26 protein-coding genes and 3 tRNA genes are annotated in these 21,135 nt (G+C 67.7%); 12 read left to right on the forward strand and 17 right to left on the reverse strand.

The features are described 5' to 3' along the window. Positions 1-45: 45 nt before the first annotated feature. Genes A5787_RS13355 through A5787_RS13375 form a run of 5 tightly spaced genes read right to left on the reverse strand, consistent with a single transcriptional unit; the run spans position 46 to position 5,116 of the window. Positions 46-876 carry an ABC transporter permease gene (locus A5787_RS13355; RefSeq protein ID WP_066967276.1) on the reverse strand — a complete coding sequence of 277 codons (831 nt, stop codon included), beginning with the start codon at positions 874-876 and terminating at the stop codon, positions 46-48. After that, positions 873-1,790 (reverse strand): glycosyltransferase, encoded by a 918-nt coding sequence (locus tag A5787_RS13360; protein WP_066967278.1) that lies wholly within the window; start codon positions 1,788-1,790, stop codon positions 873-875. The genes A5787_RS13355 and A5787_RS13360 overlap by 4 nt, the downstream gene beginning before the upstream one ends. Beyond that, positions 1,787-2,584 (reverse strand): ABC transporter ATP-binding protein, encoded by a 798-nt coding sequence (locus tag A5787_RS13365; protein WP_066967283.1) that lies wholly within the window; start codon positions 2,582-2,584, stop codon positions 1,787-1,789. The genes A5787_RS13360 and A5787_RS13365 overlap by 4 nt, the downstream gene beginning before the upstream one ends. 10 nt (positions 2,585-2,594) lie before the next feature. Next, positions 2,595-3,131: a bacterial proteasome activator family protein gene (locus A5787_RS13370; protein WP_156763925.1), complete on the reverse strand. Its 537-nt coding sequence runs from the start codon at positions 3,129-3,131 to the stop codon at positions 2,595-2,597. Positions 3,132-3,145: 14 nt separating this feature from the next. After that, complete coding sequence (locus A5787_RS13375; protein WP_066967286.1) at positions 3,146-5,116, reverse strand: DUF6541 family protein; 1,971 nt, start codon at positions 5,114-5,116, stop codon at positions 3,146-3,148. A 102-nt stretch (positions 5,117-5,218) separates the two neighbouring features. Between A5787_RS13375 and A5787_RS13380 the strand changes: the two genes are divergently transcribed. Continuing rightward, positions 5,219-6,415 carry a cysteine desulfurase-like protein gene (locus tag A5787_RS13380; RefSeq protein WP_066967289.1) on the forward strand — a complete coding sequence of 399 codons (1,197 nt, stop codon included), beginning with the start codon at positions 5,219-5,221 and terminating at the stop codon, positions 6,413-6,415. Positions 6,416-6,422: 7 nt separating this feature from the next. On the opposite strand, the gene A5787_RS13385 is transcribed toward A5787_RS13380, so the two are convergent. Further along, a complete protein-coding gene (locus A5787_RS13385; protein ID WP_066967292.1) occupies positions 6,423-7,394 on the reverse strand; it encodes an NAD(P)H-quinone oxidoreductase in 972 nt (323 codons plus the stop codon). Positions 7,395-7,431: 37 nt separating this feature from the next. On the opposite strand from A5787_RS13385, the gene A5787_RS13390 reads away from it, so the two are divergent. Next, positions 7,432-7,518: transfer RNA gene (locus A5787_RS13390), tRNA-Ser, on the forward strand. Between the two features lie 37 nt (positions 7,519-7,555). Here A5787_RS13390 and A5787_RS13395 read toward each other — a convergent pair. The 3 genes from A5787_RS13395 to A5787_RS13405 are packed head-to-tail and all read right to left on the reverse strand — an operon-like array spanning position 7,556 to position 9,863. Continuing rightward, positions 7,556-7,747, reverse strand: coding sequence for a hypothetical protein (locus tag A5787_RS13395; protein WP_066967295.1), 192 nt, complete (start codon positions 7,745-7,747; stop codon positions 7,556-7,558). Positions 7,748-7,776: 29 nt separating this feature from the next. Then, entirely contained in the window at positions 7,777-9,012 is a 1,236-nt protein-coding gene (gene lipE / locus A5787_RS13400) for a lipase LipE (protein ID WP_066967298.1), read from the reverse strand. 26 nt (positions 9,013-9,038) lie between these two features. Next, positions 9,039-9,863: a crotonase/enoyl-CoA hydratase family protein gene (locus A5787_RS13405; protein ID WP_066967301.1), complete on the reverse strand. Its 825-nt coding sequence runs from the start codon at positions 9,861-9,863 to the stop codon at positions 9,039-9,041. Between the two features lie 23 nt (positions 9,864-9,886). On the opposite strand from A5787_RS13405, the gene A5787_RS13410 reads away from it, so the two are divergent. Then, positions 9,887-10,471, forward strand: a complete 585-nt coding sequence (locus A5787_RS13410; protein ID WP_197507106.1) for a TIGR03086 family metal-binding protein — start codon at positions 9,887-9,889, stop codon at positions 10,469-10,471. A gap of 82 nt (positions 10,472-10,553) precedes the next feature. Here the strand turns inward: A5787_RS13410 and A5787_RS13415 are convergent, their stop codons facing one another. Together A5787_RS13415 and hisC are read right to left on the reverse strand one after the other, a co-directional pair. Continuing rightward, positions 10,554-11,015, reverse strand: a complete 462-nt coding sequence (locus A5787_RS13415) for a DUF4334 domain-containing protein (protein WP_066967307.1) — start codon at positions 11,013-11,015, stop codon at positions 10,554-10,556. Beyond that, entirely contained in the window at positions 11,012-12,076 is a 1,065-nt protein-coding gene (hisC, locus tag A5787_RS13420; RefSeq protein WP_066967310.1) for a histidinol-phosphate transaminase, read from the reverse strand. The genes A5787_RS13415 and hisC overlap by 4 nt, the downstream gene beginning before the upstream one ends. A gap of 89 nt (positions 12,077-12,165) precedes the next feature. On the opposite strand from hisC, the gene A5787_RS13425 reads away from it, so the two are divergent. The 3 genes from A5787_RS13425 to A5787_RS27350 all read left to right on the forward strand — a co-directional run bounded on the left by A5787_RS13425 (position 12,166) and on the right by A5787_RS27350 (position 12,567). After that, positions 12,166-12,257: transfer RNA gene (locus tag A5787_RS13425), tRNA-Ser, on the forward strand. 20 nt (positions 12,258-12,277) lie between these two features. After that, positions 12,278-12,350 (forward strand) — tRNA-Arg (locus A5787_RS13430). A 76-nt stretch (positions 12,351-12,426) separates the two neighbouring features. After that, complete coding sequence (locus A5787_RS27350; protein ID WP_156763926.1) at positions 12,427-12,567, forward strand: hypothetical protein; 141 nt, start codon at positions 12,427-12,429, stop codon at positions 12,565-12,567. A 72-nt stretch (positions 12,568-12,639) separates the two neighbouring features. Here A5787_RS27350 and A5787_RS13435 read toward each other — a convergent pair whose 3' ends face one another. The 4 genes from A5787_RS13435 to A5787_RS13450 are packed head-to-tail and all read right to left on the reverse strand — an operon-like array spanning position 12,640 to position 15,420. Further along, positions 12,640-13,182: a GNAT family N-acetyltransferase gene (locus A5787_RS13435; protein WP_066967313.1), complete on the reverse strand. Its 543-nt coding sequence runs from the start codon at positions 13,180-13,182 to the stop codon at positions 12,640-12,642. Between the two features lie 17 nt (positions 13,183-13,199). Further along, on the reverse strand, positions 13,200-13,820 hold the full coding sequence (locus A5787_RS13440) for a hypothetical protein (RefSeq protein ID WP_066967316.1): 621 nt from the start codon (positions 13,818-13,820) through the stop codon (positions 13,200-13,202). A gap of 39 nt (positions 13,821-13,859) precedes the next feature. Beyond that, entirely contained in the window at positions 13,860-14,369 is a 510-nt protein-coding gene (locus tag A5787_RS13445) for a hypothetical protein (protein ID WP_066967319.1), read from the reverse strand. A 19-nt stretch (positions 14,370-14,388) separates the two neighbouring features. Continuing rightward, the gene (locus A5787_RS13450) at positions 14,389-15,420 is read right to left on the reverse strand and encodes a phosphotransferase family protein (RefSeq protein ID WP_156763927.1); all 1,032 of its coding nucleotides are present in this window, start codon (positions 15,418-15,420) and stop codon (positions 14,389-14,391) included. Between the two features lie 99 nt (positions 15,421-15,519). Between A5787_RS13450 and A5787_RS13455 the strand changes: the two genes are divergently transcribed. Then, positions 15,520-16,461 carry a class I SAM-dependent methyltransferase gene (locus A5787_RS13455; protein ID WP_066967411.1) on the forward strand — a complete coding sequence of 314 codons (942 nt, stop codon included), beginning with the start codon at positions 15,520-15,522 and terminating at the stop codon, positions 16,459-16,461. Positions 16,462-16,482: 21 nt separating this feature from the next. Here A5787_RS13455 and A5787_RS13460 read toward each other — a convergent pair whose 3' ends face one another. Continuing rightward, positions 16,483-17,316 carry a hypothetical protein gene (locus A5787_RS13460; protein ID WP_066967322.1) on the reverse strand — a complete coding sequence of 278 codons (834 nt, stop codon included), beginning with the start codon at positions 17,314-17,316 and terminating at the stop codon, positions 16,483-16,485. A gap of 69 nt (positions 17,317-17,385) precedes the next feature. Between A5787_RS13460 and A5787_RS13465 the strand changes: the two genes are divergently transcribed. The 5 genes from A5787_RS13465 (at position 17,386) to A5787_RS13475 (ending at position 20,625) form a co-directional block, all read left to right on the forward strand. Next, the gene (locus A5787_RS13465; RefSeq protein WP_066967324.1) at positions 17,386-17,808 is read left to right on the forward strand and encodes an MmcQ/YjbR family DNA-binding protein; all 423 of its coding nucleotides are present in this window, start codon (positions 17,386-17,388) and stop codon (positions 17,806-17,808) included. A gap of 62 nt (positions 17,809-17,870) precedes the next feature. Then, a complete protein-coding gene (locus A5787_RS28155) occupies positions 17,871-18,107 on the forward strand; it encodes a hypothetical protein (RefSeq protein WP_082977203.1) in 237 nt (78 codons plus the stop codon). Positions 18,108-18,118: 11 nt separating this feature from the next. Beyond that, positions 18,119-18,274, forward strand: a complete 156-nt coding sequence (locus A5787_RS27735; RefSeq protein WP_197507108.1) for a DUF6131 family protein — start codon at positions 18,119-18,121, stop codon at positions 18,272-18,274. Between the two features lie 148 nt (positions 18,275-18,422). After that, entirely contained in the window at positions 18,423-19,127 is a 705-nt protein-coding gene (gene tcrX / locus A5787_RS13470) for a two-component system response regulator TcrX (RefSeq protein ID WP_066967327.1), read from the forward strand. Continuing rightward, the gene (locus A5787_RS13475) at positions 19,105-20,625 is read left to right on the forward strand and encodes a cell wall metabolism sensor histidine kinase WalK (RefSeq protein WP_066967330.1); all 1,521 of its coding nucleotides are present in this window, start codon (positions 19,105-19,107) and stop codon (positions 20,623-20,625) included. Before tcrX ends, A5787_RS13475 begins: the two co-directional genes overlap by 23 nt. On the opposite strand, the gene A5787_RS13480 is transcribed toward A5787_RS13475, so the two are convergent. Beyond that, the gene (locus A5787_RS13480; RefSeq protein ID WP_066967333.1) at positions 20,622-21,077 is read right to left on the reverse strand and encodes a lipoprotein LpqH; all 456 of its coding nucleotides are present in this window, start codon (positions 21,075-21,077) and stop codon (positions 20,622-20,624) included. The two genes, A5787_RS13475 and A5787_RS13480, sit on opposite strands and share 4 nt — an antisense overlap. Positions 21,078-21,135 lie beyond the last annotated feature (58 nt).

Here is a 21,135-nt window from a genome sequence, read left to right on the forward strand (position 1 = left end):
ATCTGCCAGGCCTACCAATCCCAACAATGCGGCGTCGGCCACACGCTAAACCCAGTACGGCACCCGGGCGCGGTATTGCCGCATCGCGAACGCGGCCAGCAGCCAGCCGACGGCCGTGAGCACCAAGACCACCACCCAGTGCCGCAGTTCCTGGTGGGCGCCCAGCAAGGGGGACCGGACGATATCGAGGTAGTGCAGCAGCGGGTTGAGCTCGACGATGCTCGACCAGCGCCCGGCGCCCTGCTGCCGCAGCGTGTCGTCGTTCCAGATGATCGGCGTCATGAAGAACAGCAACTGCACGACCGAGAACAGCAGGGGGCCGATGTCGCGGTAGCGGGTCGCCAGGATGCCGAAGCACAGTGCCACCCAGATGGAATTGAGCACGATCAGCGCCAGGGCCGGGATCACCGAGAGGTCGGCCCACGACCACGGTTTGGGAAAGATGATCGCGACGACGACGTAGATGGCGATGTTGTGCGCGAACAGGATCATCTGCCGCCACACCAGCCGGTAGACGTGCACGCTCAGCGGCGTCGGCAGCTGCTTGATCAGCCCCTCGTTGGCGACGAACACGTCGGCGCCCTCCAGGATGGCGGCGTTGATCATGTTCCAGATGATCAACCCGAGCGTGACGTAGGGCAGGTGCACCGACAGGTCCAGGTGGAACAGCTTGGAATACAACCCGCCCATCGCGACGGCGGTGGTGCCGGTGGCGATGGTGATCCAGAACGGCCCGAGCACCGAGCGGCGGTAGCGCTGCTTGATGTCCTGCCAGCCCAGGTGCAGCCACAGCTCGTGACGGCGGAAGCCGGCGAGCAGGTCGCCGCGCGCGCGGGCGAAGGTCCGCGATTGCGCGGCCGCATCGATGAACGTCATGCCGACCCTCCAGGCGTCCCGAAGCGCTCGCGACGGCCCAAGCGGCGCAACCGAATCCACTCAACCAGGCCCTTGGGGTCGCGGCGGGTCACCAGGAAGAACCAGCCGAATCGGACCCACTCCTGGAACAGCAGCTTGCGCAGGCCGGGTTGGGCCATCAGGTAGCCGCGGTTGCGGTAGGTGAAGAACCGCTTGGCCGAGTCGTCCGGGTACTGGGTGTGCATCCGGCCGCCCAGGATCGGCTTGAACTCCTCGGATCCGCACGGGTGTAGGTAGACCGCGTCCAGGCAGGTGCCGAACGCCAGGCCGGACCGAACCAGCCGGCGGTGCATCTCCACCTCGTCGCCGCGAATGAACAGCCGCAGGTCCGGCACGCCGATCGATTCCAGCGTCGACGCCCGGAACAGCGCGCCGTTGAACAACGACGCGATGCCACGCAGCAGATCCTGGCCCGCTTCGGTGCGCAATTCGCTTGTGCGCCTGCGCCATACCAAGCCTCGCCGTAGCGGAAACGCGAGCCGCTGCGGGTCGTCCATATTGCAGACCATCGGCGACACCTCGGCCAGGCCGTACTTCTCGGCGCAGGCCAGCAGCGTCGCCAGCACGCGCGAGTCCTGCGGGCGCCCGTCGTCGTCGGCGAGCCAGACCCAATCGGCCCCCTGCGCCAGCGCGTGCAACATGCCGAGCGCGAAACCGCCTGCGCCACCGAGGTTTCGGCGTGAGCCGAGGTAGGTCGTCGGAATCGGCTGTCCGGCCACCAGATCACGGATCCGGCCACCGTCCGAAAGCCCGTCGTTGTCGACCACGATCAGGTGATCGGGCAGCCGGCTTTGCGTGCTGAGCACGTCCAGCGACTTGGCCAGCTCATCGGGGCGCCGGTGTGTGACCACCACGGCAAAGACGTTGTCGCTCACGGCTGTCCGGCGGTCTCGGCCAGCACCTCGCGCACGTGCCGGGCCGCGTCCTCGCCCTCGTACGCGCGCACCACGTCCTCGATGCCGCCGGTCATGCGGATGACGCCGTGGTCGATCCACATCGCGGTCTTGCAAAGCCGGGCCAGGAACTCGTTGGAATGGCTGGCGAACACCAGGATTCCGGAGCGCTCCACCAGCCTCTGCAACCGGGACTGGGCCTTCTTCAGGAAATCGGCGTCGACCGCGCCGATGCCCTCGTCCAGCAGCAGGATCTCGGGGTCGATGCTGGTGACCACGCCCATCGCCAGCCGCACCCGCATCCCGGTGGAGTAGGTGCGCAGCGGCATCGACAGGTAGTCGCCCAGCTCCGTGAACTCGGCGATCTCGTCGACCTTCGACATCATCTGCTTGCGCGTCTGCCCCAGGAACAGCCCGCGGATGATGATGTTCTCGTAGCCGGAGATCTCGGGGTCCATGCCGACCCCGAGGTCGAAGACCGGCGCGACCCGGCCGGTGACCTTCGCCCAGCCGCGGGTGGGCTCGTAGATGCCCGAAAGCAGCCGCAGCAGAGTCGATTTCCCGGCCCCGTTGTGACCGACGAGCCCGACCCGGTCGCCCAGCTCGAGCGTCATGGTGATGTCACGCAGCGCCTCGATGACGATGACGTTCGAGCTGTTGCGACCGATGGTGCCGCCGGCCTTGCCCAGGAAAGCCTTCTTCAACGACCGCGACTTGGCGTCGAAGATGGGAAATTCCACCCACGCGTCGCGCGTCTCGATATGGGGACCCGGCACCGTTGGCTACCTACAGGTATTGACCGTGTCCGGTGCCGCCGGCCGGCTTTCCGATGCCCGGGGGCAGCGCGCCCTGGCGCATCTGCTCCAGCTGCGCGCGGGCGGCCATCTGCTGTGCGAACAGCGCGGTCTGAATGCCGTGGAACAGCCCTTCCAGCCAGCCGACCAGCTGCGCCTGAGCGATGCGCAATTCGGCGTCCGACGGCGCGACGTCCTCACTGAACGGCAGGGTGAGCCGATCGAGCTCCTCGCGCAGTTCGGGTGCGAGGCCCTCTTCGAGCTCGCGGATGCTGGTGGCGTGGATGTCGCGCAGCCGGTTGCGGCTGGCTTCGTCCAGCGGCGCGGCGCGCACCTCCTCGAGCAGTTGCTTGATCATGGTGCCGATGCGCATCACCTTCGCCGGCTGCTCGACGAGGTCGGTCAGGGAGCGTTCGTCGGAGTCGTCCTCCGCGTCGCGGAGCGCCATGATCCGCGGGTCGACGCCGCCGATGACCTCGATGCCGTCGGCGTCAGGGCCGTCGTTGCCGTTAGTCAATCCATTCACCATCCTCTTTGGGGACTTTAAGGGTGCGGCGCCGCGGCGTCTGGGCGCCACTCGTAGATTCGAGCCCCACCGTTGTCGTAGATCATCGTCCACGACGTCGACTTTTCCAGAGACACTAGCCCGTCGGGCGTGGCAAACCCTCTGACGTTGGGCGTGCTGGTCAAGATGTACCTGATATTGAGCGCTTTGATCGCCTCGACCACCTTCGGATCGGATTCGCCTTTGCGCGCCGAGGTCCAGAAGATGTAGCGGTAGTAGCCGGGGCCGGTCTGCTGCGGGAAGTCGTAGTGCGTCCACAACGGGTGCAGGTCGGCGACCGCGTACATCCACGTGGTGCCGTCGATGTTCGAGTCGCCGATCAGGGTGTCGCGAGCGCCGGGCAGCGTGGCCAGGTAGGCCATGGCCATGAGGTCGCGCTGGTCGACGATCACCGAGTCGTACTTGTCGCCTAACAGAACGATGTGCCGGTAGAGGTAGTGCCGGGCGGTGAGCACGGTGGCCAGCAGAAGAAGGACCGCCGTGGCAGCGGTCCAGACCGGGGAGCGCTGCTGTTTGAACCGGCCGGTGACGTACCTGGCCGCGCCCACCACGACGGCGACGATCGCGAACAGTGCGATGGCCGCCATCGGCGTCACCAGCATCGTCACCACGGCCGCCAGGCGCCGCGGATCGTTGTAGAAGAACTGGCTGAACTCCTCGATGGCACGGCCGACGGGATTGCGAAACGGCGCCGCCGAGTAGATCGTCGCCACGGTCAGCAACAGCCAGACGGCCGGTGGCCACCAGATCCGCTTGTACAGCAGGATCGCCATGCCGAGGTAGATCAGCACGAGCAAGCCGTATTGGGTGGGGAAGTCGTTGAGGTGGCGGGTGTGCAGCAGCAGCGCGTCGATGACGCTCTGCTTCGCGCTCTTGAAGCTGGGGAACGCGTGCCCGGCGATGATGTCGGCCTGCCGGAGCACCCCGAGGAACTGCGGGGCCAGCACCAGGCCCGTCGGCACGGCCACGGCGGCTAGGGTCAGCGCGTCGGCGAGGCGGCCACGCACCGGATGCCACAAGGCGTCCAGCAGCCACCAGGCCAACAGGAAGAGGATGACGATGAACCCGCCGGTCAGGTGCACCGACAGAACGCCCACCAGCGCCAGCACCGCCGACGGAATGCGATCGCGGTGCCGCAACGTCGAGGCGATGAGGACGAACGTCGGGATCGCGACCCCGTAGGCGGCCAGGTTGGGCATCGCCGCGACGCCGAACTCGACGTAGGGGACCGAGGTGAACGACGCCGACAGCGTCGCCGCGGTGGCCGAGACGGCGGCGGTGCGCCATTGGGTGCTGATCGGGCGCAGCAGGAACCAGGTGAGCGTGGCGGCGCTGGAGGGAAACAGCCACACGGACGCGGCCAGCGAAGTCAGGGTGTAGCCGGTGGTGGGCGCCGCCCCGGTGAGCTGACAGTAAATCGCGGTCAGGGCGTGAAAGACCGACGGGTAGTACAGCGGCTGGTGGGTCTCGACGTTGCGCAGCTCGCCCATGTGGGTGGACGACGCCTGGCCGGTGTCGAGGATGTAGCGCACCTCGTTGGCGTGCCAGGCCGCGTCCCAGGTGCTGGGAATCGACTGCCAGTGCGTGAGCCCGCGGTAGCCCGCCCACATGATCAGCGCCGCGCCCAACAGCACGCCGGCGGCGACCAGCGCCGCCGGCCAGCCGCCGATCCCGCGGGCTTCCGCGTCGGCGTTCCGGTAGCGGGCCAGCAGCAGCTGCAAACCCGTCGCGGCCAGGCACACCACCGCGAGCGTGGCCAGCGCAGTCCAACCGTTCCAAGGGATTCCGAGCGCACCGAAGGGGATGATCGCCAGCGCCACAACGCCATAGGTCAGCGCCGGGCCAACCGCAATGGCGACCGGCCACGTTTGCTGGTTGATGCGCGCGACTATCACACCCGGTGCGATCAGCAGGAACAGTGCGATCAGCGTTCCGGTCCATAGGCCCACTCGACTAGTATGGCTGCCCGGGTGACCCGGCTTGCCAATGCCTGAGGGGCACCCGCTACCGTCACAATTTTCGCGGAATTGCGAAGCTCTAAGGTGGCTGGCATGGCTTACGACGTCGCCCGGGTGCGCGGACTGCATCCCTCATTGGGTGACGGGTGGGTGCACTTCGACGCGCCTACCGGCATGCTCATCCCGGATTCCGTTGCTACCACGGTGTCCACGGCGTTTCGCCGGTCGAGCGCCAGCACCGTGGGAGCGCACCCGTCGGCTCGGCGCAGCGCTGCGGTGCTCGACGCGGCGCGGGCCGCGGTGGCCGACCTGGTCAACGCCGACCCGGCGGGCGTCGTGCTGGGCGCCGATCGCGCCATCCTGTTGTCGTCGCTGGCCGAGGCGTCGTCCTCGCGGGCCGGCCTCGGCTACGAGGTGGTCGTCAGCCGGCTCGACGACGAGGCCAATATCGCCCCGTGGCTGCGGGCCGCCCACCGCTACGGCGCCAAGGTGAAGTGGGCCGAGATCGACATCGAGACCGGCGAGCTGCCGACGTGGCAGTGGGAGAGCCTGATCGGGAAGTCGACCCGGCTGGTCGCCGTCTCGACGGCGTCGGCGACGCTGGGCACCGTCACCGACCTGCGGGCGATGACCAAGCTGGTGCACGACGTCGGCGGCCTGGTGGTGGTCGATCACTCCGCGGCCGCGCCGTACCGGTTGCTCGACGTCAAGGAGACCGACGCCGACGTGGTGGCGGTAAACGCGCTCGCCTGGGGCGGCCCGCCGGTCGGGGCGCTGGTGTTCCGCGACCCGGGAATGATCGGTACCTTCGGCACCGTCTCGACCGACCCCAACGCCACCGGCCCGGCGCGCCTGGAGCTGGGTGCCCACCAATTCGGTCTGCTGGCCGGCGTGGTCGCCAGCATTGAGTACCTGGCGGCGCTCGACGAGTCGGCCCGCGGGAGCCGCCGCGAACGCCTGTCGGTCTCGACGCAGTCCGCCACCGCGTACCTGAACCGGGTGTTCGACTACCTGATGGTGTCGCTGCGGTCCCTGCCGCTGGTGATGGTCATCGGCCGCCCCGAGGCGCGGATACCGGTCGTCAGCTTCGCCCTGCAGGACGTTCCGGCCGAACGCGTGGTGCAGCGCCTGGCGGACAACGGAATCCTGGCCATCACCAACGAGAGCTCACGCGCGCTCGACGTGCTGGGCGTCAACGACGTGGGCGGCGCCGTCACCGTCGGGCTGGCGCATTACTCGACGACGGCCGAGGTCGACCAGCTGGTGCGTGCGCTGGCGTCGCTGGGCTGAGCCGGCGCTAGACGGTCAGCACGATCTTCCCGGTCACCTTGCTGTCCACCAGCTGTCGGTGCGCGTCACCGGCCTGCTGGATGGGCAGGCGCGCGCCGATGATCGGCCGCACCCGGCCCTCGGCGATCATCGGCCACACCGACGCCCGCACCGCCTGCACGATCTCGGTCTTGCTGTTCGGCCCGGTCACCGGCCGGGCCCGCAGCGTGGTGCCGATGACCCGCGCCCGCTTGGCCAGCAGCTTGCCGATGTTGAGTTCGGCCTTCAGCCCGCCCTGCATGCCGATGATGACGAGCTGGCCGTCGGTCGCCAGGGCATCGATGTTGCGGTCCAGGTAGGCGGCGCCCATGATGTCGAGGATCACGTCGGCGCCGTCGGTTTCCTCAAGCAGCCGCGCGACGAAGTCCTCGTCGCGGTAGTTGATGGTGATCTGGGCGCCCAGCTCGCGGCAGAACTCCAGCTTCTCCGCCGACCCGGCGGTGACGGCCACCCGCGCGCCCAGCGCCCGCGCCACCTGGATCGCGTGGCTGCCGATGCCGCTGCCTCCGCCGTGCACCAGCAACACCTGGCCCTTGCCGAGGTGGGCGACCATCACCAGGTTCGACCACACCGTGCACGCCACCTCCGGCAAGCCGGCCGCGTCGAGCAGGTCCACGCCGTCGGGAACGGGCAGCACCTGACCGGCGGGCACGGCGACGTACTCGGCGTAGCCGCCGCCGGCCAGCAAGGCGCAAACCTCTTGTCCCGCAGACCAATCCGCGACGCCCTCGCCGGCATCGGCGAGGACCCCCGACACCTCCATGCCGATGATGTCGCTGGCCCCCGGCGGCGGCGGGTACTTGCCGGCGGCCTGCAGAACATCGGCGCGGTTGACGCCGGCAGCGGCGACCTTGATCAGTACCTCGCCGGGTCCCGCCGCGGCGTCGGGCACTTCTTGCCAGGACAGTTGATCGGAAGATTCGGCGACGATCGCGCGCATGACGGCGACGTTACTAGTCACCGTTACCCTTATCAGCGGTGGCGTGGCAGAGCGGCCTAATGCACTCGCCTTGAAAGCGAGAGACGGCTAAAACCGTCCGGGGGTTCAAATCCCTCCGCCACCGCCGCACGTTGGCTGCCCGGCCAGTCGGGAGGCAAACGCTAGTAGCTTCGATCGCCCTCGCTGCTGTCGAAGAAGTGCCAGTCGCCGTCCTGCTCGACCTCCATGCGCCAGCCAAGTTCGTTGCCCTCGACCGCCTCGTCGGCGAACCACGCGTGGGCCTTGTCGGCGCTGTCGATGTCCTTGGTCGCGACGACGTCGCCCTTCGGGTTGAGCACTCGGTAGGTAGCCATGCCGGCAGTGTTCCCACCGCCGGGAGGGCTCAACCGGTCGGAATCTCGGCGGCGATCGCGTCCATCAGGGCGGTGTAGCGGCGGATTTCGGGATCTCGGCCCGGCTTGCCGCTGCTGATCACGCCGGCGGCCAGGCTGCGCTCGGGGTCGGCCCAGATCGCGATGTTGGCCAGGCCCAGGTTGCCGAACGCCTTCGGCGCGTTGCGCCCGAACGGCCCGAAACGCTTTGTTCCCAGCATGTATCCGGTGCCCCAGCGGGCCGGCTGCAGGCCGAGGGCGAAATCCGGGCGCAGTCGCCGGCATTCCTGGACCGCGCCGTACATCCGCTCCGGGCTGATGATCCGCACCCCGTCGAGTTCGCCACCGCGACGCCACATTTCGGCGAAGCGCGACAGCTCGTTGGCGGTCGAGATGGTGTTGGACGAGGGCACCACGGTGGACAGGAAAGCCGGGGTGTTGGTGTACGGGATGATCTCGTGCACGGTTCCGCCGATCGCCTTGCGGAAGATCGCCGCGATCACGGGCGGCAGGGGCTTCCCGGTCGCGTGGCTGGGCGCCACCAACGGGATGTCCTCCTTGGCGACGCCGAAGTTGGTCCAGCGGAAGCCCAGCGGGTCGAGGATCTCGGTGGCCAGGATTTCGCGGATGTCCTTACCGGTGGCGGCGTAGACGATTTCGCGCATCAGCGGGCCCCAGGTGAGCGCGTGGTAGATGTGCACCAGGCCCGGCCGGTACAGCGGCCGCAGCTTGCCGAGCTGTTCCTGCGCGTACTCGTGGTCGTCCGCCCGGCGCAGGTCCGGCTTGGGTCCGGTGGGGAACGGGACGCCGGCGCTGTGGGTCAGCACGTGCCGGATCGTGGTGCGGTGCTTGCCGTGGCTGGTGTAGCTGGGGATGTACTCGCACACCCGGTCGTCGAGCGAGAAGTGCCCCTGTTCGACGAGCATGTGCACGACGGTCGCGGTGATGCCCTTGGCCGCCGAGTACACGCAGAACGGTGTGTCGGTGGTGACGGGCTTCTTCTCGGCGTCGGGCGGATCGGTGGGCGCGTTGCCCCAGCCGTGGCCGATCGCGCGGTTCAGCACGACGCGGCCGCGGTGCCGGATGGCCACCTGGATGGCGGGGTGAAAGCCCGCCTGATACCAGTGCCGGGCTGCCTGCCAGACGCGTTCGACCGCCGCGCTGTCGATCTGGGAGTGGTCCTCGTCGCCGATGGTCGTCACGGCGTCCAGGTCGGCCGGGACGCGGATTCTGCCGTCGGGAGTCACTTCAGCGAGAGTAGCCGAGGGGCGCGCTACTCCCCGGTGAACTGGGGCGGGCGCTTGGCGAACGTCGCCGAGATGCCCTCGGTCAGATCCTTGGACGGCAGGAAGGCCGCGTTCCAGGCGGCGACGTAACGCAGGCTCTCCGACACCGCCGCGATGCGCTGCTGGTCGAGGACGTCCTTGATGCCGTTAACCGTCAGCGGCGGATTGGCCGCGATCTCGGCGGCGGTGGCGTGGGCGGCGGCCAGCGTCGCGTCGGCGTCGGCGTAGACGTCGTTGACCAGACCGATCTTCTCGGCGCGGGCCGCATCGATGTCCTTGCCGGTCAGCGCCAGTTCCCGCAGGTGCCCGTCGTTCACGATCATCGGCAGGCGGGCGAGGCTGCCGACGTCGGCGACGATGGCGAGCTTGACCTCCCGGACGGAGAACTTGGCGTCGGCGCTGGCGTAGCGGATGTCCACCGCGGAGATCAGGTCGACGCCGCCGCCGATGCACCAGCCGTGCACCGAGGCGATGGTCGGCGTCCGGCAGTCGGCGATGGCCGTGATCGCGCCCTGCATGCGCTTGACCTCGCGGTGGAAATCCGCGCGCGGGCCGGCCAGCGCGTCACCGGACAGCAGCGGGGTGAACGACCCGCCCATCGCGGGCACGTCCAGGCCGTAGCTGAAGTTCTTGCCCGATCCGGTGATGACGATCGCCCGCACGTCGCGGTCGGCGTCCAGCGCTGCGAACACGTCGGGCATCTCCGACCAGAACGCGGGCCCCATCGCGTTGCCCTTGCCCGGTCCGATCAGCGTCACCTGCGCCACCTGGTCCTTGGTTTCGACGGTGACGGATTCGTATGTTTCGCCCATCAGCAGACCGTAGCGTGGCAAATATGGCTCCCGACTTGCGACCTGGACCTCATTCCCCGCCCACCGACGAGCTGCACAGCGCCGAGGACACCCTGGGGGTGTTGCAGCGCGTCCTGCACCCGATCGCCGCCGACGATCTGACCAAGCGGACGCCGTGCAGCGAGTTCGACGTCACGCAGCTGACCGCGCACCTGCTCAAGTCGATCGCCGGCCTTGGCGGCATGATGGGCGCCCAGATGCCGGAGCGCGACGACGGCGACTCGGTGGAGCGGCAGGTCATCGCCGCGGCCCGGCCGGCCCTGGACGCCTGGCACCGCCGTGGCCTGGACGGCACCGTGCCGTTCGGCAAGGGCGAGATGCCGGCCAAGAGCGCGTGCGGCATCTTCTCGATCGAATTCCTGGTGCACGCTTGGGATTACGCCGCGGCGGTGGGACACGAGGTCGACGCCCCCGAACCGCTGTCCGAATACGTGCTCGGGTTGGCGCGCCAGATCATCAGGCCGGAACTGCGTGGCAGCGCCGGGTTCGACGACCCGGTGGAGGTGGCCGCCGACGCCGGCGCCCTCGAGCAGCTGGTCGCGTTCACCGGCCGCAACCCGGCGCGCTAGGCGCGTTCGCCGAGCGTGTTCTCAGGGCGGGAATCCGCACGAATTTCCGCCGTCACGTCACGCTCGGCGACAGCGATGGTCCCTACACCCGCTCGAGGTAGAAGTAGTAATACCGGCCGTTGTCCAGGACGCCCTTGCCGTTCATGATGCCCATCACGGTGTCGTCGTCGATCTTCTTGAAGTGATCGTGCACGGGCTGGCCGTCGTAGACCATCGTGGCGGTGACCTCACCGCGGAAGTCCTCCAGCCACAGGCTCGCCTCGCCCTTGCCCATCGCCTTGTTGGAGAACTTGTTCCCGTGGGCGTCCAGGCAGACCAGCGGCTGCACGTCGGCGGCCGAGCTGAAGGTCTTGCCGAACCAGCCCGCCTTCTCCAGCTGGCCGTTCATCTTGTGGCCGGTAAGGAACTCGCCGCCCTTCCACTCGCCGATCATGCCCTCGATGGTCGCGGGCTGAAGCGTCGCCCAAAAGTCGTCCAGCTCGGCGTCGGCAATGCTGCCGCTCCGTTCCTTGAACTCGGTGAACGTCTTGCGGGCCAGGCTCATTGGTTCTCCTTGATCCAGTCGCGGGCAAACCGCAGCAGGGCGTCGTTTTCCTCGGGCGCCCCGACGGTGATCCGGACGCCGTCCGGCGCGAAAGGGCGGACCACGATCCGCGCGTCGGCGGCCCGCGCCACGAACTCGGATGTGCGGGTGCCCAGGGGTAGCCAGACGAAGTTGGCCTGCGACGGCGCCAGGGTGTACCCGGCCTCGTGTAAACCGGCGGTGACCCGGGAGCGCTCGGCGACTACAGCGTCGGTGCGGGCCAACAGCTCCTCGGCCGCATCCAGCGACGCGATGGCAGCGGCCTGGGAGATGCTCGTCACCGCGAACGGCACGTAGACCTGGTCCAGCGCGGTGATCAGGTCGGGGTGGCCGACGGCATAGCCGACGCGCAGGCCCGCCAGCCCGTATGCCTTCGAAAAGGTCCGCAGCACAACGACATTGCCGCGGGTGCGGGCCAGCTCCAGGCTGTCGGGCGCCATGCCGTCGCGGATGTACTCGACGTAGGCCTCGTCGATGGCGATGAGGATGTGCGGCGGGACCGCCTCGACGAACCGGGCCAAGGCGTCGGGGTCGACGACGGTGGACGTCGGATTGTTGGGGTTGCAGACGAAGATCAACCGCGTGCGGTCGGTGACCGCGGCCAGCATCGCGTATAGATCGAAGGTGTGGTCGGTCAAGGGCACCTTGACGGCGACGGCGCCGGCCACCTGCACCATGGGCGGGTAGAGCTCGAAGCTGCGCCATCCCATCACCACCTCGTCGCCGGCGGACGCGGTGATCTGGATGAGCTGCTGGCACAAACTGACCGAACCGCAGCTCGCCGCGACCTGCTCGGGCGCGAAGTCCGAACCGAGGTGCTTCGTTAGCGCCGCCTTCAGCGCCACGTTGGCGCTGTCGGGGTAGCGGTGGATCGTGTCGGTGGCCCGCTCGATGGCCGCACGGACGCTGGGCAACGGGCCGTGCACCGTCTCGTTGCTGGCCAGCTTGACCGAACCCGGCACGGTCTTACCGGGAACGTAGACCGGAAGCCCTGCCAACTCGGGTCGCAGGCGAGCGGTCACTTCGACAGCATATGTCGGCGCTGTGTACGCTATGCCTCCGGCGGTTCGGGGACACCCGAAGGGGTTCGGGTACCCTCAGGAAGTTCGATGGAGGCGTGCCAGAGCGGCCGAATGGGGCTCACTGCTAATGAGTTGTCCCCCTCAAAGGGGACCGGAGGTTCAAATCCTCTCGCCTCCGCCACGCACGACAATTGAAGACAGGCGCCCGTAGCTCAACGGATAGAGCATCTGACTACGGATCAGAAGGTTGGGGGTTCGAATCCCTTCGGGCGCGCATCTCGGTGTAGTTCGAATCGTTAAGACGGAGTTTGTTGTGGCCGCGGATATTCGGCTATAACCTCCGGCCCATGATGACGATCAGCAGTGTGGAAACAATGGGTATCGGTGGCGGCGCGGGCGGTGGCCGCTTCGGCGGCGGCGCGGGCGGTGGCCGGATGGGCGGCGGCGCGGGCGGTGGCCGTTTCGGTGGTGGCGCCGGCGGCGGTCGCTAGCCTCTTACAACCTCCCGGCTCGGGACGGGCGCGTCTGAGGCGCTGCCCGTCCCGAGCTGAAGTGTGTCCGCCCTAGGTGATCGGGCCGGCCGGCGCTTCCTGATCGGCGTCGCCGAGCAGATCGAGTTGCATCCACGCGACGTCGTGCCAGCTGCCGTGTTTCCATTCGACCCGCCGGTACAGGCCGGCGTCGGTGAACCCGAAGGATCGGTGAAAAGCGTTGCTGGCGGCGTTGGGTTGGGTGATGCCGGCGATGGCCCGCCGGTAGCCGCGCTCGGCGAGCCGGCGCAGCAGTCGCGTGTAGAGCTCGCGGCCGCCGCCGGCGCGGTGGTGGGCGCCGTCGACGTAGATGCCGGTCTGAGCCGACCATTGGTAGGAGGCCACTCGATAGAGCCCGTGCCCGTACGCGTAGCCGATGACCCGGTCGGCATGTTCGAGGACGAGCCATTCGTGGGTCTCGCGAGCCGCGGTGATACGCGCGGCCATCTCGGCGACGGTCGGGACTTCGATTTCCCAGCTGATCGCCGTGTCCAGGACGTAGGGGCGGTATATCGCCACGCAGGCCGGCGCATCCTCTGGGGCGGCCGGACGGACCCGGCCGATGCTCTCGTGCATGCCGGCAGTCTTAGCCGTTAAACCGGCGTCCAGTCATCCCAGAGCTCGGAGAAGTCGAGAGTCGTTTGGGGGATCGGGGCGGTGCGGATGATGTCGCGGAAGTGGTCCTGCCACCCCCACCACAGGCAGATGATGAACACGTACTGGTACCAGCTCAGCTGGTAGCCGTCCGGGATGGCCTGCCCCTTGTTCTCCGGTGCGAACACGGCGATCGCCAATAGGCCGATCGCGGCCGCCGCGGGAAGCTGGATCTTCCCGGTTTTCCAGAGGTGGATTCCCAGGGGGCGGGGTCCGTGGGGAGTCAGTTCGAATCCCTGGGGCAGCTCGTCGTCGTGGCCGTGGCTCCACCGGTGCACGCCGTGCAGGACATCGGCGATGTCGGGACGGCCGTCCGGCATGTCCGACTTCACCGCGATGGGAAACCGGCTCTGCTCCAATTCGATGTCAGGTGCCGCCATCACCCGGAAGATGTCCAGCGAGTCGCGGATGGTCCGCTTGAAGCGGGTGGCCACTCCCAGCTGCGGATAGCGCTTCTTCGCGGTTTCATCGACGGCGTTGCCGGCATGGACCATGGCCGCATCCCACTCGCCACGTTCCCAATGGTCGAGTGCGTGCCTGACGGAGTCCCCGACTTCCACGCATCGGATGCTATCCGCCCGGCAGCCGCCATGTCTGCACTATGGGCGCGGTTGGAAGGGTCGCCGTGGGGGGACGGTCACGGTCTGGGTGACCGTGCTCGTTTCGGTGCTCGGCGAAACCGTGACCGTGCTCGGCGGGACGGTCGTCGTAGGCGTGTCCGTGGGGGCGTCGGTAGGCGTATCGGTGCTCGGCGGCGGCGCCGTCTCGGTGACGGTCTGCGTCGGCGCGCCTCCGCCGCCCCCGTGGTGCCGAGGTGACTCCGCCGCCGACGTCGTCGGCACGGTCGTGGTGGGAACGGGCGTCGTGGTCGTGGTGGTGCTCGGAGCCTTCGGCGCGGGGGGGCCGGCCACCAGGTTGACCACCGCGTACACCGCGAGACCGAGCGCGATCACCCCGAGGGCGCCGGCCGCGACCAGCGCCGCCGGGCGGCGATACCAGGGCGTCGGCGGCTCGGGCGGCTGCGGTGCCGGCTCGTCGTAGTAACCGCCGTATCCGGCGGCCTGGGTCGGCTCGGAGTAAAAGTCGGGATTCTCGGGGTAGGACGGCACGGGGGGAGATGCTAGTGCGTCAGGGTTGCGTGTCGATAAGCGTCAGCGCCCGCTCGAACAGATGCACCGTGGCGGCGTGGAGTTGGTTGCCGACCTCTTTCTCGGCCTTGCCCGCGCAGGCCCGGGCCAGCGTGCCCTCGATCACGATGCCGAGCTTGAAGCAGGCCAGCACCGTGTACCAGGTGATGTTCGACAGGTCGCGGGTGGTGTTGGCCGCGTACCGCTGGAACAGGTCGTCGGTGCTGGCCAGCCCGTCCTGGCCGCCGAGGGCGTGGCTGAACACGCTCGACCCGTCGGGTTGGCGCCAGGTGGCCAGCAGCCAGCCCAGGTCCAGCAGGGGATCACCGATCGTGCACATCTCCCAGTCGACGATCGCGACGACGTCCGGCCCGGTGCGGGAAAACATGACGTTGGCCGCGTGGTAGTCGCCGTGCATGATCCCGGGCGTCCACCTCGTCGGCCGGCGACGCTCCAGCCAGGCCGACACTTCCTCGATCCCCGGGATCTCCGGCCCGGGGTAGCCGGCGTACTCGCTGTAGGAGTCCAGTTCCGAAAGCCAGCGCGGCACTTGGCGCTCCAGGAAGCCCTCCGGTTTGCCGAAATCCGCGAGACCCACCGCGACGTGGTCGACGGCACCCAACCTGGCCAGGGCGTCGGCCATCGACAGCCCCATCCCGAATCGCACGCCCGGGTCGCCCGCGTGCAATGGCGGCAACCCCTCGCCGGCGTTGAACCCGTCGACCGGTTCCATCAGGTAGAAGGCCGCGTCGCCGAGCACGGCGGGGTCGTCGCAGGTGGCGATCAGGTGCGGATGTGGTACGTCGGAGCCGGCCAACGCCGCAAGGACTTTGGTTTCCCGCAGGATCACGCTGTTGCTGCGCGGCCGCAGATGCCGGGGCCCGCGCCGCAGCACGTAGGGCCGGCCGGCCCGGGTGAAGCGCAGCATGACGTTCTGTGTTCCGCCGGTGACGGCGGCGACGTCCTCGAGCGGTCCCTCGCCGAGCCCCTGGTCGGACATCCATCCCGCTACGGCCTCGAGGTCGACGGTCATGGAAGAAGCCTAGGTCAACAGGCACGAGCGGCGGGTCGCGCGGGAGGCTGGAACAATAGTGTGCGGAACTAACGGACTCCGGGCCTGAAGGGGATGGCGATGCCGCGTACCGACAATGATTCCTGGGACATCACTCAGAGCGTGGGAGCCACCGCGCTGGGTGTCGCCGCGGCGCGTGCCGCCGAGACCGAGAGCGCGAACCCGCTCATCAGCGACCCGTTCGCGCGCGTGTTCGTGGATGCGGCGGGCGAGGGGATGTGGAGCATCTACGCGGATCCCAAGCTGCTGGCCAAGGCGGTCGAGCTGGAGCCGGACGTGCGGGCTCGGATCCAACTGATGATCGACTTCATGGCAACGCGCACAGCGTTTTTCGACGAATTCTTTCTCGGCGCGGCCGACGCCGGGGTTCGGCAGGTGGTGATTCTGGCCGCCGGCCTGGACGCGCGCACCTGGCGGCTGCAGTGGCCCGACGGCACGGTCGTCTACGAGCTGGACCAGCCCAAGGTGCTGGAATTCAAATCCAACACGCTGCGCGAGCACGGCGCGGACCCGAAGGCGCGGCTGGTGAACGTGCCGATCGATCTGCGCCAGGATTGGCCGAAAGTGCTGCGGGAAGCAGGCTTTGACGACTCACGGCCGGCGGTCTGGTCGGCGGAGGGGCTGGTCCGTTACCTGCCGGCGCAGGCCCAGGACCTACTGTTCGAGCGCGTCCACTCGCTGAGCGTCGCGGGCAGTTGGCTGGCGTCGAATGTGCCCGGCGCCGGATTCACCGACCCCGAGCTCGTCCGCCGCCAGCGCGAGGACATGCGGCGCATGCGGGCGGCGGCCGCCAGGCTGGTCGACACCGAGATCACCGACTTCGACGACCTCTGGTATCCCGAGGAACGCACACCCGTCGACGGTTGGCTGCGCGAGCACGGCTGGGACGTGTCGACGGCGACCTTCGCCGAGCTGATGGCTCGCTATGGCCGCAGCATTCCGGAAGGCACCGGGCACGTGATGCCGCCGACGCTGTACGTTTCGGCGCAGCGGAGGGCGTGAAATACGCCGCGGCGCAAGCGACTAGCCCGACGTGGTCGCTCGCATCGCCTGCACGTCCTGCTTGATCGCCGCGATCGCGTCGACCGGCGTGAGGTCCTGGCCTTCGCTGTTTTGACCGAGCTGCGGCCAGCCCGCGCCGTCCGGCCCGCGCAGTTGGTCCCAGATGTCACGGACCTTGCTCAACAGCTCGGATTGCTCGGCGTCGGTGAGTGCCATCAACCATCCTCCGTTCGCACTGATGCCGCACGCGGCGGCAAACTCTTCCGGTGTCAGCCCGTCGGCCGAGTTCATGTCGCAGTTCCCAAAGGGCGGACACCCCTGCGGCAGGTTGGGACCGAAGCCCGTGCCGTCGGTGTACTGATGTGCGACCTGGCCCGGCAGGTCCGGATTGGACCCGTAACCCGCCGCGATGACCCGCAAACCGTCGGGCCGCGTCCGCCACATGTTGGAGAAGTCATAGGCGTTGGCGTAACCGATGATTCGCGCGGGATCACCGGCGTAGTCTGCCAGGTTCCAGTACAAATTGTTGATCCAGCTTGAACCGTCACCGGGCGGGTTGCCGCCCGATTCCACGTCGAGCATCAAGGCGACCCGCGGATGCAGGCCACCGCCGGCGTCGATCATCGAGCGCACCGTGTTGGCGTTGTCCAACCAATTCGGGCGGACGTAGGTGTAGACGATCCCGAATGTCAGGCGTCCGCTGTCCAGGGCTGTCCGCAGCCACGCATAGTTGGCCGCGAAGTTGTGATCGTGATAGGTGCCATCACAGGCGCGGATCGAAAGTACCCGGTAGGGATACGAATCATTCACGGGGACTTGAAATTCGGAAACGTCAGCGAACAGTGTGTCGGTCACCGCACATCAATCCCCCTTTACCGCAACGCCACTCGTCATGCTACAGATCCGGACGGTAGTGTCGCTGCCATGGGTGATCGGCCCGCCCGGGTAAGCGACGTGCATCGGATCGCTGCGTCGATGCCCCACGTCAGGCGCTTGGAGGGCCCGAAGGGCAACCCGATCTACCAGGTGGGCGGAAAGTCGTTCGTCTTCTTTCGCACTCCCCAGCCCGACGCGACGGACCCGGACACCGGCGAACGCTATGCCGACGTGATCATGCTCTGGGTCGAATCGGAAAGCGACAAGCTCGCGCTCACCCAGGATCCCGCGTCGCCGTTCTTCACCACCAGCCATTTCGACGGGCACCCCTCGGTGCTGGTGCGGGCCAGCCGACTTGGCGAGATTACGACGACGGAACTGGCCGAGTTGATTCAAGACGCGTGGCTTTCCCGTGCGTCGAAGAAGCGGGCCGATGCCTGGCTCGCGGAAGTCAACACCGGCCAGGTTTAGACATAAGTCGAACGGGTAACGCTAGGCGCACGGGAATTTTCTCGAACACAACGGAGGTCACCATGCGTGGACGCGGAGTGATCGGCGCGATTGTCCTGGTGTGGCTGCTCATCGGAGTTTTCGCGGCGTTCCAGCGTGACTACTTCAAGGGTGATTCAACAAACTGTGTCACTGCGGGAAATATCGCATTGACAGTAATTGCCGGGCCGTTGAACTACGCGGGTGTCAATCCGAAAGTCAAGGATTGCAAAGTACCGCAGCCCAGCTCAATGTCCAGCAGCCTAGTACCCCTCATGTAAAGGAAATTGTCATGATCCTTCTCGGCATCGTCTTGCTTGTTCTGGGATTTATCTTCGGCATCCATTTGTTATGGGTGCTCGGCATCATCCTGCTCGTCATCGGCGCGGTCCTGTGGATCATGGGATCGGTCGGCCGGCCGGTCGCCGGCAGGCGGTATTGGTATTAAGCACCGCCTGGAAACCGGATCGCGTGACCGCCCGGCGGTCACGCGATCTTTTCACAGGACACCCATAGGAACGGCATAGCGCCGGCTCAGTCCGCCGCGGATACTGGACCCTGTGACACAGTCGCGAGCGTCGGTAGAGCGGGTAGTCATGTGTCGTGCCGACGGCAATCCGATCAATGTCCTGGTCGTCGACGACGAAGCGGTTTTGGCCGAAATGGTGTCCATGGCACTGCGGTACGAGGGCTGGAGCATCTCGACCGCCGGCGACGGGTCGTCGGCCATTGCCTCGGCCCGGGCGCAACGGCCCGATGTGGTCGTTCTCGACGTCATGCTCCCCGACATGAGCGGGCTCGACGTGCTGCACAAGCTCCGCGAAGAGAACCCGCAGCTGCCGGTGCTGCTGCTGACGGCCAAGGATGCGGTGGAAGACCGCATTGCCGGGCTGACCGCGGGCGGCGACGACTACGTGACCAAACCGTTCAGCATCGAAGAGGTGGTGCTGCGGTTGCGGGCGCTGCTGCGGCGTACCGGCGTCACGACGGTCGACAGCGGGGCGCAGCTGGTGGTCGGCGACTTGGTGCTGGACGAGGACAGTCACGAGGTCACGCGGGCCGGCGAGCCGATCTCGTTGACCTCCACCGAGTTCGAGCTGCTGCGCTTCATGATGCGCAACTCCAAGCGCGTGCTGAGCAAGGCCCAGATCCTGGACCGGGTCTGGAGCTACGACTTCGGCGGCCGCTCCAACATCGTCGAACTCTACATTTCCTACCTGCGCAAGAAGATTGACAACGGTCGTGAACCCATGATCCATACGCTGCGCGGCGCGGGCTATGTCCTCAAGCCAGCCCGCTAGGACACGGCGGGTCTGGTCGCTTCGGCTCCGGCTGTTGGTCGGGCAGATCGTCGTTCTCGCCGTCGTCTGCGTCGGCATCACCGCGGCCACCGAACTGGCCTTGCTGCACCACCTGGTGGCGCAGCTCGACGGGCAACTCGCGGGCGCTTCCTATCGGTCGGCACTGATGTACCCCGAGCCGAAACGTCCGGGCTGGCGCCATGAGTCGCACTTCTACTATCCGCGCCCGGGCCCCGGTCCGCGGTTCCTCGACGCCCCGGGCCAGCCCGCCGGCATGGTCGCCGCGGTGATCAGCAACGGCAAGGCCGTCGACGCCGGATACCTCACCAGCGCCGGTTCGCGGGCCGCGCTGACTCCGGACGCGCAAACGCAACTCGAACACATCGCCGACAGCCGCAACGCGGTGACGCTCGACCTCGACGGGCTCGGTCGCTACCGCGTGGTCGCCGCCCCGAGCCGCAGCGGCGCGGACGTCATCGTCACGGGCCTGTCGATGTCGAACGTCGACGCCACCATGATGCGGATGCTGGTCATCCTCGGAATGGTCACGGTGATCGCGCTGGTGGCCGCGACCACCGCCGGCGTCGTCATCATCAGGCGGGCGCTGGCGCCGCTGCGCCGCGTCGCGCAAACCGCGAGCAAGGTGGCGGACTTGCCGTTGGACCGCGGCGAGGTCGAGCTGCCGGTGCGCGTGGCCGAGTCCGACGCGAACCCGGCTACCGAAGTCGGCCAGCTCGGGTTCGCGCTGAACCGGATGCTCGACCACATCGCTGCCGCGCTGTCGGCGCGGCAGGCCAGCGAAACCCGGGTTCGCCAGTTCGTCGCGGACGCCAGCCACGAATTGCGCACTCCGCTCGCCGCGATCCGCGGCTACACCGAGCTCACCCAGCGCATGGGCGACGACCGCGAGGCGGTGGCGCACGCGATGAGCCGGGTGGCATCCGAGACGGAGCGGATCACACGCCTGGTCGAGGACCTGCTGCTGCTGGCCCGCCTGGACTCCGGCCGTCCGCTGGAACGCGAACCGGTGGACCTGTCGCGGTTGGCGGTCGACGCGGTCAGCGACGCGCACGTCGCAGGGCCGGATCATCAGTGGGAGCTCGACCTGCCCGAGGAACCCGTCGTCGTCACCGGCGATGCGGCGCGGCTGCACCAGGTCTTGACGAACCTGCTCGCCAACGCCCGCGTCCACACCGCCGCGGGCACCGTCGTGACGACGAAATTGACCACCGAGCCGACGCACACCCTGCTGCAGGTCATCGACAACGGCCCCGGCATCCCGGCGGCGCTTCAGACCGAGGTCTTCGAGCGGTTCGCTCGCGGCGACTCGTCGCGCTCCCGAAAGGGGGGCAGCACCGGGCTGGGCCTGGCGATCGTCTCGGCCGTCGTCAAGGCGCACAACGGGACGATCACGGTCGACAGCGGTCCGGGCCACACCGAGTTCACGGTGCGGTTGCCACTCAACGGGTGGCAACCGCCCGCACAGTCACCGAGTTAGGAGCAGTTCGCGTCGATTTCGAACGGCTTGTTCACCGGTTGCATCGGGTTGGCCATGTCCACGCCCGTGGCGGTGCCGGTGATCTTGTAGGTGTTGCCGTCCTTGGTCGCCGAGGCGTTGCCCTGACCGCCCTGCGCGTACTGGAGGGTGACACCGTTGACGTTGCCGAGCTGGACTGCCTTCACACCGGGCGGGTTGGCGTCGGTGAGCACGACGCTGATTCCGGTGTTGCTGCCACCGACCGCGATGTTCACGTTGCCGGCGGCCTTGGTGCAGACAGTGCTGCCCTGGACGTTCTGGTCCTTGCCATCGATGATGACCTTTGTCGTGCCGCCGGTGCTCGCCGTGACGCCGCCACCACTGACCGTAGTTCCCTTGTTGCTCGAACATCCCGCAATACTTGCGGCCAGAATTGCGGCTCCAGCCGCCGCGACAGTCAGTCCACGCTTCACCTGTTCTCCTTTGCCCGATCGTTGCGGTTCTCGGCATCGAAAACCGTCAAGGCAGTAT

Origin of the sequence: Mycobacterium sp. 852002-50816_SCH5313054-b (assembly GCF_001667185.1) — a bacterium.
GTDB lineage: Bacteria > Actinomycetota > Actinomycetes > Mycobacteriales > Mycobacteriaceae > Mycobacterium.

What these genes read in the sequence shown, in the direction of transcription:
- A5787_RS13370 (WP_156763925.1), bottom strand. Translation starts at nt 3,131, where the DNA reads ATGGTGAATGGATTGACTAACGGCAACGACGGCCCTGACGCCGACGGC.
- A5787_RS13410 (WP_197507106.1), top strand. Translation starts at nt 9,887, where the DNA reads ATGGCTCCCGACTTGCGACCTGGACCTCATTCCCCGCCCACCGACGAG.
- A5787_RS13395 (WP_066967295.1), bottom strand. Translation starts at nt 7,747, where the DNA reads ATGGCTACCTACCGAGTGCTCAACCCGAAGGGCGACGTCGTCGCGACC.
- A5787_RS27735 (WP_197507108.1), top strand. Translation starts at nt 18,119, where the DNA reads ATGATCCTTCTCGGCATCGTCTTGCTTGTTCTGGGATTTATCTTCGGC.
- A5787_RS13465 (WP_066967324.1), top strand. Translation starts at nt 17,386, where the DNA reads ATGGGTGATCGGCCCGCCCGGGTAAGCGACGTGCATCGGATCGCTGCG.
- A5787_RS13455 (WP_066967411.1), top strand. Translation starts at nt 15,520, where the DNA reads ATGCCGCGTACCGACAATGATTCCTGGGACATCACTCAGAGCGTGGGA.
- A5787_RS27350 (WP_156763926.1), top strand. Translation starts at nt 12,427, where the DNA reads ATGACGATCAGCAGTGTGGAAACAATGGGTATCGGTGGCGGCGCGGGC.
- A5787_RS13450 (WP_156763927.1), bottom strand. Translation starts at nt 15,420, where the DNA reads ATGACCGTCGACCTCGAGGCCGTAGCGGGATGGATGTCCGACCAGGGG.
- A5787_RS13475 (WP_066967330.1), top strand. Translation starts at nt 19,105, where the DNA reads ATGTCCTCAAGCCAGCCCGCTAGGACACGGCGGGTCTGGTCGCTTCGG.
- A5787_RS13380 (WP_066967289.1), top strand. Translation starts at nt 5,219, where the DNA reads ATGGCTTACGACGTCGCCCGGGTGCGCGGACTGCATCCCTCATTGGGT.
- A5787_RS13355 (WP_066967276.1), bottom strand. Translation starts at nt 876, where the DNA reads ATGACGTTCATCGATGCGGCCGCGCAATCGCGGACCTTCGCCCGCGCG.
- A5787_RS13385 (WP_066967292.1), bottom strand. Translation starts at nt 7,394, where the DNA reads ATGCGCGCGATCGTCGCCGAATCTTCCGATCAACTGTCCTGGCAAGAA.
- A5787_RS13405 (WP_066967301.1), bottom strand. Translation starts at nt 9,863, where the DNA reads ATGGGCGAAACATACGAATCCGTCACCGTCGAAACCAAGGACCAGGTG.
- A5787_RS13415 (WP_066967307.1), bottom strand. Translation starts at nt 11,015, where the DNA reads ATGAGCCTGGCCCGCAAGACGTTCACCGAGTTCAAGGAACGGAGCGGC.
- tcrX (WP_066967327.1), top strand. Translation starts at nt 18,423, where the DNA reads ATGTGTCGTGCCGACGGCAATCCGATCAATGTCCTGGTCGTCGACGAC.
- A5787_RS13435 (WP_066967313.1), bottom strand. Translation starts at nt 13,182, where the DNA reads ATGCACGAGAGCATCGGCCGGGTCCGTCCGGCCGCCCCAGAGGATGCG.
- A5787_RS28155 (WP_082977203.1), top strand. Translation starts at nt 17,871, where the DNA reads ATGCGTGGACGCGGAGTGATCGGCGCGATTGTCCTGGTGTGGCTGCTC.